The sequence below is a fragment of the Streptosporangium sp. H16 genome (assembly GCF_051918855.1).
In the GTDB taxonomy this organism is placed as follows: domain Bacteria; phylum Actinomycetota; class Actinomycetes; order Streptosporangiales; family Streptosporangiaceae; genus Streptosporangium.
Map to the genome: position 1 here is coordinate 30,561 of NZ_JBPXMD010000044.1, position 14,645 is coordinate 45,205.

Below are 14,645 nucleotides of genomic sequence, written 5' to 3' on the forward strand. Positions count from 1 at the left end.
CCTCTCCCGGCGCCCGGGGCCGCGTCAGGGGTCCTTCGGCCCCATCGCCCGGCTGAAGGTCACCGGCCGGGGTCCGGTGACGGGTCCGGGCCGGATACCGGCCAGGTGCCCTTCGTCCGCGGCCTTCTCAGCCGGGTTCCATCTGAGGACGCCGGAACCGCCAGGGAATGTCGGCCGAGGGAGCGCAGATCGCCGTCAGGGCCCGATCGAGGGCCTGCCGCGCGGTCGCGCCGGTGTCGATCTCGGTTGCGGCGGGCCAGGGCGCCGTTCTCGCCGCCATGGTCGCGGCGATCGCCTGGTCGGCGTCGGATACCCCGCCGGTTCGGCGGGCGAGCCGTTCGGCGGTGAGCTGTGGCGGAGCGGTGCAGCGCAGGGCCACGAGGTCGCTGAAGGTGCGCTGGGCCAGCTGCTCGGCCGCCGCGCGGTGCTCGGCGTCGATCCAGGAGGCGTCGAGGATGACCGGCTCGCCGTGCTGGAGCAGCTTCTCGGCTCGAGACAGCAACTCGTCATAGGTGCGTTCGGTGCGCTCCCGATCGTAGAGGCCCTCGCCGAAAGGTGCCGCCGCCGGCTGGTGGGGCGCGATGCCGGCGAGTTCCTTGCGGACGCGGTCGCTGTTCAGCAGCGTGTATCCGAGGCGGTCGGCGATGGCGGCGGCCAGGGTCGACTTGCCGGTTCCAGGAGTTCCGCCGACGAGAACCAAAGTGATCATCCCCGCTCGCAGGTGACGGATCGTGAGCTCGGCGAACTGCCGGGCCTGCCCGGCCGAGCCGGGGCCTTCCTGCCGCTGCCGCAGGCAGGCGACCTTGGCGCGGACGAAGGCCCGGTAGGCGACGTAGTGATGCCAGAGCGAGGGCGGAGCGGGATCGGCGGTGAACTCGGTGTAGCGGTGCAGGAACACCTCGGCCAGGCGAGGCGCCCCGAGCCGCTCCAGGTCCATGGCCAAAAAGGCCACGTCGTCAAGGCCGTCGAGAAAGCGGAGCCGTTCGTCGAACTCCAGGCAGTCCAGGATTCGCGGCCCGTCGTCCAGGCAGAAGATGTCTTCCGCGAGCAGGTCGCCGTGGCCGTCGACGATGCGGCCCTCCTCGACGCGGGCGGCGAACAGGGGGTCGCGGCCGCGGAGGAAGCGCAGCGTGAGCCGTTCGATCTCCGTGACGACCTCGGGCTCGAGAACCGCGTCGGGAAGCGCGCGAACCTGGTCGAAGCTCGCGCTCCAGCGGGACTGCAGCGCCGGTCTTCCTCCTTGCTGGTCGATCCGTGGGCTGTGAGGGGACCGCGCGTGCATGCCGGCGATCATCCGTGCGATCCGCAGCACGGGCTCCTCGACCGGTTGCCCCAGGCGGATCATGACGGCGAGGCGGCGTTCCTCCGGCATGCGCCGCATCACGACGAGATGCTCGCAGACCTCTCCGTCCGGGCCCAGCACGTCGGCGACCCCCTCGTACACATCCGGGGCCAGCCGCCGGTTGAGCTCCACCTCCCGGTGGCAGGCGGCTCGCCGGGCCTCACGGGTGGTGAAGTCCACAAAGCCGAGATCCACCGGCTTCTTGAGCTTGAAGACACGATCTCCCAGCAGGAGCACGACGGCGACGTGCGTCTCCTTGATCTGCGCCCACGGTCCCATCGGCAATGCCTCCACGCTCAATCCGCCGGCCGGATGCCGAAGCCCCGGCCGAACGGCCGGATCCGCCCTCGATGTGATCGCGGGCGGATGGGCGGGCTCCCCATGCCTCAGTCCTTCCCCTGGTCACGGTCCGTGACTCCACTGCCGGCGACTGCCGGCGACTGCCGGCGATCGACCCGATGGCACGGCGGACGACACGGCGCCGGTGAGCGGGTGCGCCCGTTGCCCGACTGGCTCGCCTCCTGCCACAACAGCCTTTATGTCCTGATTTTTGGGTCTTTCGGCCCTGTATCGCCACTGCCCTGTGGCTGAAAACTGGCAGGTGGGGTAGCAGACCGGGGGAGGCCAGTTGGTGATCACGCGAATTCGGCTGCTCGGTCGGCACATGACCGGTACGGCGAAGCCGGGACCGCCGAACGAGCCTCCACCCTCGCCGGCGCCCCCGCCGGCCCCCGGCTGGCGGCGCTGGCTGCCGACGATCGTCATGCTGATCGTCACGTTGTGGCTGCTGCTACCCCTGGTGTTCGCCGGGCCGGCGACCGCCCCGTACTCCTACAGCGATTTTGTCGCCAAGGTGAGCGCCGGACAGGTGAAGGCCGTGACGATCGACGATCAGGGCGGGGTGTCGGGCAGGCTGAACAACGGCACCACGTTCACCACCCAGATCCCCACCGCCCTCAACGTCGGCCGGCTGGAGGACCGGCTCAGGTCCAGCCACGTCCAGATCACCGCGACGCGAGCGGAGAACTCCCTGACGTCGCTCCTGGTCGGCTTCCTGCCGCTGGTGTTGCTCATCGCCCTGTTCGGCTGGATGGGGCGACAGGCACAGCAGTCCCTGGCCGGCGGCATGGGAGGCTTCGGCCGGTCGAAGGCGAAAATCATCGAGGCCCAGCGCCCGGCGACCCGGTTCGGCGACATCGCCGGTTACGACGGTGTCAAACAGGAGATCAGCGAGGTGGTGGACTTCCTGCGCGCCCCCGGCCGGTACGCGGCCGCGGGCGCGAAGCCACCCCGGGGAGTGATCATGGTTGGCCCCCCGGGAACGGGCAAGACGCTCATCGCCCGGGCGGTGGCGGGAGAGGCGGCCGTGCCGTTCCTGTCGGTCACCGGCTCGGCGTTCGTGGAGATGTTCGTCGGCGTGGGCGCCTCCCGGGTCCGCGACCTCTTCGACGAGGCGCGTAAACGTGCCCCCTCGATCGTCTTCATCGACGAGATCGACGCCATCGGCGGCCGGCGTGGCAGGGCGGTCGCCGGCAACGACGAACGCGAGCAGACGCTCAACCAGCTGCTGGCGGAGATGGACGGCTTCGACCAGAGCAGCGGGATCGTCGTTCTGGCCGCGACGAACAGGCCCGAGACCCTTGACCCGGCCCTGCTGCGTCCCGGCCGCTTTGACCGGCAGGTCACCGTCCCCCTGCCCAACCAGGTCGAACGCGCGGCGATACTGGCCGTTCACGCGGCCGGCAAGCATCTGGCCCCGGACGTCGATCTCGGCGTGATCTCCCGTGCCACGCCGGGATTCTCCGGCGCGGACCTGGCCAACCTCGTCAACGAGGCCGCGATCAACGCGGTCAGGGCCGACCGCACGACCATCAACGCCCAAGACCTCGACGCGGCACGCGAGCGGGTACTGCTGGGACGGCGGGAGACGACCAACGCGCTGCTTCCCCAGGAGCGCCACTCGGTGGCCGTGCACGAGTCCGGGCACGCCCTGCTCGCCACGTTGTGCGAACAGGCCGATCCGGTCGCGAAGGTGACCATCCTGCCCGCCGGCCTGACACTCGGCGTCACCGAGCAACTGCCCGAGGCCGAGCGGCATCTCTACAGCGAAAGCTACCTAACCGATCTGCTCACCGTGCGGCTGGGCGGCCGGGCCGCGGAAGTGGTCGTCTTCGGTGAGGGTTCCACCGGCGCCGCCAACGATCTCGCGGCCGCCACGCAGATCGCCACCCGCATGGTGCGCGACTTCGGCCTGTCACCCGCGCTCGGCCCGGTCGGCTACTGTCCCGCCGCCCCTCAGTATCTTGGCAAGGACGGTGAGGACCTCCAGCGCAAGCCCTACTCCGAACGGACACAGCAGATCATCGACGAGGAGGTCGCCCGCCTGGTCCGCGAGGCCGAGAAACGCGCGGTCGACCTGTTACGGGTCCACCGCGGCGCCCTCGACCGGCTCGCCGCGATCCTGGTCGAACACGAGACGATCGACGGTGACGTCGTCGGCGGCGTGCTGCGGGACGAGCGGGCGACGCGGGCGGACCTGGACGTCATCGCCTGACGGGAGGTCCCACCGACAAGGTTCGCCAGGAGAGGCACGGATCGGAGGACGTCACCACCGCCTGACGGGAGGTCCCCCCACGGCCATGTGCCGCTCCGGCCCGCGCGGCCCGGGGACTTTCGTCCTTCGAGGATCGGACCTCGGGCGGGCTCGAGTGCTCCGGCCGCGGCCGACGTGAGAACGATGCGGCCTTTTCTGTGGAGCTGTCCTGTGCGGAACCGGTGGGCCGGTTCCCGCATACGAGGTCGTCAATCAGGACTTTCAGCCCTATCGCCGACGTGGTTTCCCCGTCGAAGGTGGTGAGTGGGGTCTTTTCATCGCAGGTTGCGAGGTGGACGAGATGTTCGTTGATCGCCATGATGCGGGAACGCGGCTGGCCGAGCGGCTGCGCGGGTTCGCCGGCGCTGAGAACGTGGTCGTCGTGGGGCTGCCCAGGGGCGGCGTTCCGGTGGCGTTCGAGGTGGCCAGGGTCCTTGGCGCGCCGCTGGATGTGATCATCGTTCGCAAGCTCGGGGTGCCGTTCCAGCCCGAGGTCGGGTTCGGCGCCCTCGGGGAGGGCGGGGTGCGCGTGATCGATCGCGACATCGTGTGGCGCGCGAATCTCACCCAGGAAGAGATGACCATGGTGGAGGAGCTGGAGCGGGCCGAACTCCTGCGCCGCGGGCGCCGCCTGCGCGGGGACCGTGCCCCGGTGGATCTGGCGGGCCGCACGGTGATCGTGGTCGATGACGGCATCGCCACCGGCGGGACGGCTCGTGCCGCCTGCCAGGTGGCCCGTGCGCGTGGTGCCTCACGGGTGGTGCTGGCGGTTCCGGTGGGAGCGCCGGAGACGATCGAGAGCCTGCGCAAGGTCGCCGACGAGGTGGTCTGCCTGCAGACGCCGGAGTTCTTCTACGCGATCGGTGCCTGGTACCGCGATTTCTCCCAGACCACCGATGATCAAGTGGTCGAGCTGCTGCGCCGGGCCGGAGCCTCGGGGGACGAGCGCGAGGAGAACACGCGGGAAGCCGATCCGCCCGAGCCCGACGGGGAGGTTCGGATGGAGGCCGGAGGGGTCCGGCTGCCCGGCCGGCTCGTCGTTCCGCAGAACGCCGCAGGGGTGGTGGTGTTCGTGCACGGCAGCGGCAGCAGCCGGCACAGCCCGCGCAACCGGTATGTGGCCTCGACGCTCAACCGCGCGGGTCTGGCGACGCTGTTGTTCGACCTGCTCACCCCGGAGGAGGAGTTCGACCGGGGCAACGTGTTCGACATCGGGTTGCTGGCCGGCAGGCTTGTCCAGGTGACGGACCGGCTGGGGGATCGGCCCGAGGTGGCGGGCATCCCGGTCGGTTATTTCGGGGCCAGCACCGGAGCCGCGGCCGCGCTGTGGGCGGCGGCGGAACCGGGCTGCGAGGTCGCCGCCGTGGTCTCCCGGGGTGGGCGGCCCGATCTGGCCGGGCCGCGACTTCCCGCGGTGCGGGCGGCGACCCTCCTGATCGTGGGAGGCCGCGACGAGGCGGTGATCGACCTCAACAGGGCGGCGCAGGGGCAGTTGCGTTGCGAGAACCTGCTCCAGATCGTCCCCGATGCCACACACCTGTTCGAAGAGCCGGGAACACTCGAGACCGTCGCGGTTCTCGCGCGCGACTGGTTCGCCGACCACTTCGGGCCGTCGATGAACTGAGGACCTCCGGTTTCCCTCGCCGGAGCCTCGAAGCCGATCCCTCCTCGTGCGGGCGGGAGGTGAACGCCTTGCCGTCGCCGGGTGGCGCGGGCGATCAGGCTCCGCCCCAGATGACCGACATGGGCACGATGTCATCCTCTCGCCAGGTAACCTCGTCGATCACGCTGACCACCCCGTCGAGGTTCCGCGTCATCTGCGCGAGGGTGATGGCCTGACTGCGTTCGTCCACGCGCCCGCGGAGCCGCACGACGCCGTCTCGAACCTCGATCTCGACGGCGCCGGGATCCGGCCCCAGGGCGCGGGCGACGATGTCATCACGTATGCGGCGCTTGATCTCGTCGTCGCCGCGGACGAACACCTTGATCAGGTCCCGGCGGCTGACGATACCGGCCAGCTCGCCGTCGGCGCGCACGACCGGCAGCCGCCCGATCCCGTGCCGGTCCATCATCCGGGCGGCGAGCACCACGGGGGAGTCGGCGGTGACGACGATGGCGGGGCGGCTCATCAGCTCCCCCGCGGTCTCGCCTTCGGCCTTTTTCCGAATGCCGCTCTCGCCGTTCACACGGTGACGGAGCCACGCGCGAAGCGACGGCCGGTAGCGTTCGCAGTGGTAGCGCTGTTTGAACTCCTCCTTGCGCAGCAGGTCGGCCTCGGAGACGACGCCGAGCACGTGGGCGGCGCCGTCCGTCACCGGCACCCCGCCGATGCCCGCGGTGATGAGGGTCTCGGCGACCTCGTGGAACGAGGCGTTCTCCCTCACCGTCGCGACGTTTGTCGTCATAACATCCTGAACGGTCATTCTCATGACAAACCCCCACATAACTCTAAATTCTGACGTTATGGGGAGTTCGGGAGCCGCGAGCAGAGCCGAAGGTCCTTCACGGCGTGGCCGGATGGCCCGATCTGCCGGCGCGACACCTCGCCTGGCGAAACCCGGCGAAGTGATCCGGTGCCCATCGGCGATGAGTCCTGAGGAAACGGGACGAAAGTCCCTTCCACCGGGGGTGGAAGGCTCTGCCGCGACGGCGGACGGCGCGCGAACCTGGAGGCGGCCCCCGCGGCACGGGGTCGGCGGCCCGACGCCCCGTTCGGCGGGTGCTCGCGTCCTCGGGCTCTCCGCCCGCCGGAGCCGGGGAGCTCGCCGTGGCCGTCGTGGCGACGGTGAGGCGAGGCCGCCCTGGCCGGTCTCGCCGGAAGACGACGTGGGGGCTGATGGACGACCCGGAGCCCTGCCTGGCCGAGCGGGGAATCGGCGTGGGACCGGTGCTGGTCGTGGGCGATCGTTTCCGGCCGGCCGGCGGGGGAGGTCCCGGCGACGCGAAGGCCTCGGTCACGGCCTCCCACTCGGGTCCGCGTCACCCGGGGCAAAGCAACTCTGGGTGATGATGGGGGCGGGGGTGCTCTGCTGGCCGTGGCGCCGGCTCCCAGGTAGATCACCCTGTCAGTGGCTGCTGAGAGGGTGTCAAGGTGGCCGCTTCTGGTCGCGTTATTGGCGCGAGAGTGCGCGAGTGAGGCCTGCCAGGATGGTCGTTGCGAGGATCCAGCCTGCAATGATCATCGCTGCGGCGAGCCACTGTTGTGCGCCGCGCGGGCCGAAGGAGCTCTCCTGTCCGAAGCTGATGATCGGGAGGAGCAGGTCCAGGGTGTAGAGGAAGGCGTTGAAGGGGGGAGCCTCGCCTGGCTTGAAGGCCGGTGGCTGGTGGGCGGTGAAAACGACCGTGCCGATAAGGAGAAGGGCTGCGAGCCAGAGCGCAGCGCGGAAGGGTCGGTAGCCGTACCCGACGGTCCAGTCCTGCACATATCCCCACAGCCGCGCCCCGAGCCGTTGCCCCGTGCGGCGGCGACGCTGTTTGGCCAGCAGCACGTCTCGAGCAGCCTCATCGTGACCCTGCCGACGGTAGACGGCGGCCAACTGCTCATAGGGTTGAGGTTGGTAGGCCTCCCTGGCCAGCCAGTCAAGTCGCTCCTGGACAGGCAGGGGAGCCTCCAGGCCGTCATAGGTGAAGCCGTTCATCAGGACGTGAGCAGGCCACCGGCTGGGAGTGTCATCGAGCACGCCGACCCGACTGTGGCGAAGGTCGACGGCCCGCAGCAGTTCCGTCCGGGGCCCGATCTTCAGCGAAGCCGCTTCTACACCACGAAGGTAAAGGTCACCGTCGATGGTGGTCTCCGCAAGGCACAGTGTGGCGGCGATCCGGGAGTTCCTGATCGAGACGTCTCCCGTGGCCGTGAAGCCTTCGCAGCAGTCGATGCCCCCGCCCGCGCTCACCTCCCATAGGGACAGAACTCGCCCGCCGGGATTACTGAGGGCGGCACCGTGAAACTCCAAGCTGCCCTCGATTCGGGCGTTGATGAGCACGATCTCCCCGTCGGCACGGAAGCCTTTGCTGCAGCTGAGCCTGCCGGTGACCCCCAGCCGACGCAGGGAAAGCGCCGTCGCACCCGGGTTGGACAACGTCCCGCCGTCGAGGTTGACCGATCCGCGGACCTGGGTGGAGTCCAGAAAGACCTCTCCGTTCGCCGCAAAACCTGGTGTGAGTCGCAGTCCGCTGCTGATCTCCATCAGCGGCGCGTTCAGCGCGCGTCTTCCCGGATTGGCGAGGCTCGCCTGCGCGAAACGGAGCGAACCGGCCACGCGGGCTCCGCGCAGAAGGACTTCACCTTCGGCCGAGAAGCCGTCATCGATGCGCAGCCCGCCCTCGACACCGAGTCTCTCCGCGTTCAGGGCGATGCCGTCCGGGTTGGACAGCTGGGCTCCGCTGAAGACGCACCGGCGCCCTATCCGGGCGTCCTGTACGCTCAGCTCCCCCCAGGAGCGGAAACCGCGGGCACACGACAACCCGCCGTCGATGACGACCCCCTCGGCGGTGAGGCTGAAGCCGCCTGACCGCCCGACCCGTGCGCCATCGAGGGTCATCGTCCCGCCGATCCTGGCGCCAACAACACGTAACTCACCGTCGATGACGGCGTTCGCGCACAGAAGATCACGGTCGACAATCAGGCCGTCGGCATGGACAGCCTGAAGTGCGTGGATCGCTGCGCCGCTGAGATTCAGTGTCCCGGACACATGGGCCCCGGCGAGCTGGATCGGGCCGGACATCTCGCAGCCTTCCAGGCGCAGTGCCCCGCCGATCACAGCGTCTACAGCCTGCAGTCCGGGTGCCCGGGAGGCCGCGAGGTCCACCAGGCCGGTGCGGGCTCCGGTGAAGACCGGCGCTTCCTCGAACTCACACTTGGTCAAGATCAGAGGGTGCTGTACCTCGGCGTACGACAGGTCCAATCGGCCCGCGATCCGGGCGCCGGACAGGTGCAGGCCGGGCGTCTGCCCTGCAAGGCGTTCCCGGGCGCCGAGCAACATCCTTGCGATGATCGCAGCCCGAACGGGGGTGCCAGGAAGATCCACAGGACGCGCTGTGGGAAACGCCTCCCAGAGGGCGAGTTCCGGCTCGGACAGATCCTCGATGATCACAGGGCACTCCTGGAAGGTCGCACGCGTCGGTAAGGAGAGCCTCCAAGGTCACCACCTGTCTTGGCAACCTTCATGCCCGACCCATCCCTTGGATCGCAAAGTGCGCGATTCGCAGAAACGACCAGTTCTGCGAGACGGCGAACACCGGCGACACGCGTCCTGTTTGTCCCTGACCGTCGTTCTCAGAACCTCTCGCAAACCATCTTCTCGAAATGGTGGTCCCGGTAGGTTCTGCGACATGAGCGAGCCTGCCGATCCAGCTGCTGCCGTCGAGGCCTTCGACTGCCTCATGTGCGAGGCGCCGGCGGGCAGCGCCTGCCGGACCCTCAGTGGACCGGGCTCATCCTGCGGACGCCTCCCGAGGAGGATCTGCGCGTGCTCGATCTGCGCGTCGGCGTGCTGGTCCGGGCGGATCGTCGCACCCCGCCCGCCGGCCGGTGCCGCGCGATGCCGTCGCGGCGCTGGAGGCGGCCGGAGAGCTCGGCTTCGACCGGCTGCTCGCCGAACAGCGGGCGGCGTGGGCCGCGCGCTGGGAGGCCGTGGACGTCCGCATCCCCGATGATCCCGAAGCGCAGCGCGCCGTACGGTTCGCACTGTTTCACCTCTGGAGCAGTGCCGGATGTGGTGAGGAGGTGGCCGTCGGCGCGCGAGGGCTGTCAGGTGAGGCCTACGCCGGTCATGTCTTCTGGGACGCCGACGTGTTCGTCCTGCCGGCCCTGGTGAGCATGCATCCCGCCGCGGCCAGGGCCATGGTCGTCTACCGGCTCCGCCGCCTGGCGGCGGCCCGGGCCCGCGCACCGCCCTGGGCTTTTCCGGTACGCGTTTCCCCTGGGAGTCCGCCGCCACGGGCGAGGAGGTGACCCCCGCCCGCGGGCATCTGGGCGGCGAGACCGTCGCCATCCTCACCGGGCCGATGGAGGAGCACATCACCGCCGACGTCGCCTGGGCCGCCGTCCACTACGCGCGCTGGAGCGGCGACGACGGATTCCTGGCCGGGCCCGCACGCCCTCTCCTGATCGAGACCGCCCGCTACTGGACGTCGCGCTGTCAGGTGGATGACGACGGACGGGCCCACATCGGTGAGGTGATCGGGCCGGACGAGTACCACGAGGCGGTGACGGACAACGCGTTCACCAACGTGATGGCCCGGTGGAACCTGCGGCGGGCGGCCGAGCTCGTCGCCTCCGGCGGCGAGGAGGGCCGCCGGTGGCGCGTGCTCGCGGACCGCCTGGTGGACGGCTGCGACCCCGCCTCGGGCAGGGCCTCGGGCAGGCACGAGCAGTTCGCCGGGTACTTCGGGCTGGAGCCGCTGACGATGGCGCGGGTCGCCGTCCCGCCGGTGGCCGCCGACCTGCTGCTCGGCCGTGACCGGCTGGCCGCCACACAGATCATCAAACAGCCCGATGTCCTCATGCTTCACCACCTGGTCCCCGAGGAGGTCGAGGCGGGCTCGCTGGAGGCCAACCTCGACTTCTACGGCCCCCGTACCGCTCACGGCTCGTCGCTCTCACCGGCGATCACCACCTGTTCGCTGGCCCGGGCGGGCCGCCCGGACGAGGCGCTGAGCCTGCTGCGCACCGCGCTGGCCCTGGATCTGGACGATCTGACCGGGACCACCGCCACCGGCCTGCACCTGGCCACGTTCGGGGGCGTGTGGCAGGCACTGCTCACCGGCTTCGCGGGAGCGCGGGTGCACAGCGGGATCCTGTGCCTCGACCCCCGGCTTCCCGCGGCGTGGGGAAGCCTCGGCGTGCGGATTCGCTGCCTGGGCCGCCGGGTGCGGCCGGACATCACCCGGGAGGCGGTCGAGGTGCGAACCGATGGAGCGCTGCGGCTACGGCTGGGCGCCGGCGACCCGCAGGACGTGGCCGGCTCCGCCCGCCTGCCACGGCGCCGATGACGCACGGAGAGATGACGCACGGAGAGATGACGCACGGAGGGGAGCGGGCATGAAAGACGTGCTGGCCGTTGTCGGCGACGCGGGCGCGGCCACGGCCGTGACCGGCGTCGCCCGGGCGATGGCGGAGGTTCTGCGCACGGGTGTTCGAGAGATTCACCTCGCCGTCGGCTCCCGGGCGCAGGACAGCGCGACGATGGTGCTTCGCGAGCTGGAGCGTACGAGCACGGTTCTCGGCGTCCTCGCCGGTGACGCCTCAACTCCGGTCACGTCCTGGTGGATCGTGCGCCGCTCCACCAAACCGGTCGTCCTGCTGCCTTCCTCACCGGCGGAGCCGGCGGCGTCCGGCCACGTCATCTCCCGGGTGCTCCTGCCGCTGGACGGCTCCTTCGAGGCCGCGGCCGCCGTCACCGAGACCGCGGGGCTGTTCACCCGTACCGGCGTCGATCTGGTGGTCCTGCACGTCTTCGACGAGGCGACCGTTCCCCGCTTCTGGGACCAGGCCGCACACGCCCGGCAGGCGTGGGAGCAGGAGTTCCTGGCCCGTCGCTGTGCGTACCCCGGGGTGCGCATGGAGCTTCGCAGCGGAGTGGCGGGAGAGCAGGTGGTGAACGTGGTGGCGGCGGAGCGTGTGGATCTCATCGCGCTGGGATGGTCCCAGCACCTCGACGAGGGAAGAGCGCGAACCGTGCGCGAAACCGTGGCCGGCGCCCGCGTCCCGGTCATGCTGATCCCGGTGGCGCGGCATGAGGGGCCCTCACCATGAGGTGGGGCCGCTGACCTGGGCGATGTCCTCGGAGCCGACGGCGAGCAACCTGCCGGCCAGGTCGGCCAGCGCGCGGGCGGCCGCGAGCTCGTCGCCGATCTCGGGTACCTGCGGGTCGGCCGGGTTGCGGCACGCGTGGCCGGCCCCGGCCAGGTAGGTGCGGTCCCCGGTGGACAGCACCGCCCGGGCGGAGGTGGTGTCGCCGTCTTCGGTGATGTGGATCTGTACGGTCCATTGCTTGGCGTGCATGGAAGACCCCCTCCGATCGCATGAGCGTTCACCATCCACGCTGGTCAGGGGCCTTGTCCCCGAACAGGGCAGAAAGCCCCGAGATCGGAGGACTTCCGTACCGGCCGTCAGGCCCGGAGGTCCGCGAGGCCGAAGGTCCCGCCCTCCTGCGACGATCTCCTCTACGCCGGTGAACCTTCCGGTTGGAAGCATTGAGGTATGTCGACCACCTCTCGCACACGGTCGGGGCTGACGGGGGCGCAGGCGGCCCGGCGTCTCGCCGGCGAGGGGCCGAACACGCTTCCCGAGGGCAGGCGGACGCCGGCCGGTGTGCTGCTGATCCGCGAGATGGTCCACTTCTTCGCGTTGCTGCTGTGGGCCGCGGCGGGACTGGCCCTCCTGGCGGGCATGCCCCGGCCGGCGCTGGCCATCGCGGTGGTGGTGTTGAACGGCGCGTTCGCGTTCGTCCAGGAATAGGCCCTTGAGCAGCAACCAAGCGGCCAGTCACGATAAGGAGCCTGGCGGGCGCTGCTAATCGTGACTGGCCGGTCTGATGCGGGTGGCATCGGGCGGACACGGATCTTGTAACGGTTCGGTGGCTCTGGGTCCGGTTGCTGGTGGGTCGGTCCTACTTTGCGGCGTATGCCGATGGTGGATTTCCTGACCGATGATGAGGCGGCTGCGTACGGGCGGTTCGCGGGGCCGCCGGCGCAGACTGATCTGGAGCGGGTGTTCTTCCTCGATGACGAGGATCGGGCGTTGGTCGGACGGCGGCGCGGCGAGCACATGAGGCTGGGGTTCGCCCTCCAGCTCGTGACGGTGCGGTGGCTCGGGACGTTCCTTGAAGATCCCCTGGATGTGCCGGGGGTGGTGCTGGAGTTCGTAGCTGAGCAGCTGGGGGTTGAGGACCCGTCGCAGGTGAAGCGGTACACCGAGCGGAGGCCGACGCCGTTCGATCATCAGCAGGAGATCCGGCAGGTCTACCAGTGGAAGGACTTCGCCTCGGTCGAGGGCGAGTTTGTAGCGTGGGTGGCGGCCCGGTCCTGGACATCCGGGGATGGCCCAAAAGCGATTTTCACCGACGGAGTGGGGTGGCTGCGCGAGCGGAAGGTGTTGCTGCCGGGCGTGACGACGCTGGCGCGGCTGGTCGCGAAGATCCGCGACGACACGACCAAGCGGTTGTGGGGCGTGCTGGAAGGCCTGTTGACCATCGGCCAGCGTTACGTCCTGGACCAGCTGCTGGAAGTACCGCTGGGGTCGCGGGTGTCGGATCTGGAGCGGTGGCGCAAGGGCGTGCCACCGCGAGCGTCCGGCCCGACGATCATCAAAGCTCTCGACCAGGTGGCGGAGATCCTGGGGCTGGAGCTCGCGGACCTGGGCGCGGAGGCTCTGGTGCCGCAGCGCCGGTTGGGTGAGCTGGCCAAGTACGGGATGCGGGCGGACGCCTCGGCGCTGCGTCGGCACGGTGACGGCCGCCGGTTGGCGACTCTGCTGGCCATGGTCCGGCATCTGGAGGGCAAGTCGGTTGACGACACTCTGGAGCTGCTGGACCTGTTGATGGCGACCGAGCTGTTGAACAAGGCGCAGATGGCTGCGAACAAGGAGAAGGTCCGCAAGCACCCCAAGCTCGCCAAGGCCTCGGCCCGGCTGGCGGTCGCGGTGCAGGCGTTGTTCGAGTCCGACGGGTGGGGCGGGGAGGACGAGGAGGTTCGTGTGGCGGAGGTGTGGGAGGCGATCGAGACGGTTATCTCCCGCGCCGACTTGCGGGCCGCGCTGGTGCTGGTGAACGAGAACGTGCCGTCGGCCGATGCCGCTGATTCCGATGACTGGCGGACCGAGCTGGTCGGCCGGTACACCACCGTGTCGGGGTTCTTGAAGGTCCTGCCCGAGACGATCACCTTCGGCGCGAACGCCGAGGGCACACCGGTGCTGGAGGCGATGAAGGCGCTGCCGGAGGTACTGGTCCACCGCAGCCGCCTGGCCGCCCCGCTGATCCCCGGCCGCCTGATCGACGCCGGTGTGGTCACCGGCCCGTGGAAGCGCCTGGTGTTCGGCCACCCCGCCCACGAGGGTGGCGCGGTGAACCGGCACGCCTACGCCTTCTGCGTGCTGGAGCGGTTCCGGCGCGGTCTGAAGCGCCGCGAGATCTACACCTACGCCTCCACCAAGTGGCGCAACCCCCAGGCCGAGCTGCTGGAAGGCGCTCAGTGGGCGGCGATCCGGCCCGACGCACTGACCGCGCTCAGCCTCCCCGCCGACCCTGACGTGCTGCTGGCCGAGCACTCCCGCACCCTGGACGCCGCCCTCCGCGAAGTTGGCGGGCGCTTGGTCGCCAACCCCGACGTCCGGGTGGACGGGGAGGGGAAGATCCACCTGACCGGGGTGAAGGCGATAACCGCAAGTACTTCGGCTCCAAACGCGGCATGACCTGGCTGAACGCCATGAACGACCGCGGCATGGGGCGCGGCGCGAAGGTCGTGTCCGGGACGATCCGCGACTCCCTGCACATGGTCGACGTCATCTTCGGCTTGGACGGTGGCGACCTGCCGGAGATCGTCGTCTCGGACACAGGGTTCTTACTCAGACGTCGTCTTCGGCCTCCTGGAGCTGCTGGGCATCTCCTACCGGCCAGCCCTGGCTGACCTGCCCGACCAGAAGGGCTGGCGGATCAGCGCCTTGGCCGACTACGGACCGCTGAACACATTCGCCCGGGGAAAGATCGAGCT

12 protein-coding genes and 1 pseudogene are annotated in these 14,645 nt (G+C 69.9%); 9 read left to right on the forward strand and 4 right to left on the reverse strand.

Going from position 1 to position 14,645, the window contains the following annotated elements; translation table 11 throughout:
- Positions 1 to 127 precede the first annotated feature (127 nt).
- Positions 128 to 1,636, reverse strand: a complete 1,509-nt coding sequence (locus ACTOQ2_RS39275; protein ID WP_440106374.1) for an AAA family ATPase — start codon at positions 1,634 to 1,636, stop codon at positions 128 to 130.
- A gap of 337 nt (positions 1,637 to 1,973) precedes the next feature.
- Here ACTOQ2_RS39275 and ftsH point away from each other — a divergent pair, with 337 nt between their 5' ends.
- Positions 1,974 to 3,896, forward strand: coding sequence for an ATP-dependent zinc metalloprotease FtsH (gene ftsH, locus ACTOQ2_RS39280; RefSeq protein WP_440106376.1), 1,923 nt, complete (start codon positions 1,974 to 1,976; stop codon positions 3,894 to 3,896).
- Positions 3,897 to 4,236: 340 nt separating this feature from the next.
- The gene (locus ACTOQ2_RS39285) at positions 4,237 to 5,559 is read left to right on the forward strand and encodes a phosphoribosyltransferase family protein (RefSeq protein ID WP_440106378.1); all 1,323 of its coding nucleotides are present in this window, start codon (positions 4,237 to 4,239) and stop codon (positions 5,557 to 5,559) included.
- A gap of 94 nt (positions 5,560 to 5,653) precedes the next feature.
- On the opposite strand, the gene ACTOQ2_RS39290 is transcribed toward ACTOQ2_RS39285, so the two are convergent.
- Both ACTOQ2_RS39290 and ACTOQ2_RS39295 read right to left on the reverse strand, forming a co-directional pair.
- Positions 5,654 to 6,340, reverse strand: coding sequence for a CBS domain-containing protein (locus ACTOQ2_RS39290; RefSeq protein ID WP_440106380.1), 687 nt, complete (start codon positions 6,338 to 6,340; stop codon positions 5,654 to 5,656).
- A gap of 705 nt (positions 6,341 to 7,045) precedes the next feature.
- On the reverse strand, positions 7,046 to 9,028 hold the full coding sequence (locus ACTOQ2_RS39295) for a hypothetical protein (RefSeq protein WP_440106382.1): 1,983 nt from the start codon (positions 9,026 to 9,028) through the stop codon (positions 7,046 to 7,048).
- A gap of 437 nt (positions 9,029 to 9,465) precedes the next feature.
- On the opposite strand from ACTOQ2_RS39295, the gene ACTOQ2_RS39300 reads away from it, so the two are divergent.
- Genes ACTOQ2_RS39300 through ACTOQ2_RS39310 form a run of 3 tightly spaced genes read left to right on the forward strand, consistent with a single transcriptional unit; the run spans position 9,466 to position 11,691 of the window.
- Positions 9,466 to 9,888 carry a hypothetical protein gene (locus tag ACTOQ2_RS39300; protein ID WP_440106384.1) on the forward strand — a complete coding sequence of 141 codons (423 nt, stop codon included), beginning with the start codon at positions 9,466 to 9,468 and terminating at the stop codon, positions 9,886 to 9,888.
- Positions 9,885 to 10,928 carry a glycosyl hydrolase family 65 protein gene (locus tag ACTOQ2_RS39305; protein WP_440106386.1) on the forward strand — a complete coding sequence of 348 codons (1,044 nt, stop codon included), beginning with the start codon at positions 9,885 to 9,887 and terminating at the stop codon, positions 10,926 to 10,928. The genes ACTOQ2_RS39300 and ACTOQ2_RS39305 overlap by 4 nt, the downstream gene beginning before the upstream one ends.
- Positions 10,929 to 10,977: 49 nt before the next feature.
- Positions 10,978 to 11,691 carry a universal stress protein gene (locus ACTOQ2_RS39310; protein ID WP_440106389.1) on the forward strand — a complete coding sequence of 238 codons (714 nt, stop codon included), beginning with the start codon at positions 10,978 to 10,980 and terminating at the stop codon, positions 11,689 to 11,691.
- Here the strand turns inward: ACTOQ2_RS39310 and ACTOQ2_RS39315 are convergent.
- Positions 11,683 to 11,940 carry a dsRBD fold-containing protein gene (locus ACTOQ2_RS39315; protein WP_440106391.1) on the reverse strand — a complete coding sequence of 86 codons (258 nt, stop codon included), beginning with the start codon at positions 11,938 to 11,940 and terminating at the stop codon, positions 11,683 to 11,685. The genes ACTOQ2_RS39310 and ACTOQ2_RS39315 overlap by 9 nt on opposite strands.
- Positions 11,941 to 12,138: 198 nt before the next feature.
- Here ACTOQ2_RS39315 and ACTOQ2_RS39320 point away from each other — a divergent pair, with 198 nt between their 5' ends.
- The 4 genes and pseudogenes from ACTOQ2_RS39320 to ACTOQ2_RS39335 form a co-directional block, all read left to right on the forward strand.
- Positions 12,139 to 12,396, forward strand: a complete 258-nt coding sequence (locus tag ACTOQ2_RS39320) for a cation-transporting P-type ATPase (RefSeq protein ID WP_440106392.1) — start codon at positions 12,139 to 12,141, stop codon at positions 12,394 to 12,396.
- Between the two features lie 165 nt (positions 12,397 to 12,561).
- Entirely contained in the window at positions 12,562 to 14,346 is a 1,785-nt protein-coding gene (locus ACTOQ2_RS39325) for a DUF4158 domain-containing protein (RefSeq protein WP_440106394.1), read from the forward strand.
- A gap of 14 nt (positions 14,347 to 14,360) precedes the next feature.
- Positions 14,361 to 14,429 (forward strand): annotated as a pseudogene (locus tag ACTOQ2_RS39330) (hypothetical protein); the annotation flags it as partial.
- Positions 14,430 to 14,454: 25 nt separating this feature from the next.
- The coding region (locus tag ACTOQ2_RS39335; protein WP_440106396.1) for a Tn3 family transposase at positions 14,455 to 14,645 on the forward strand (191 nt) is incomplete at its 3' end.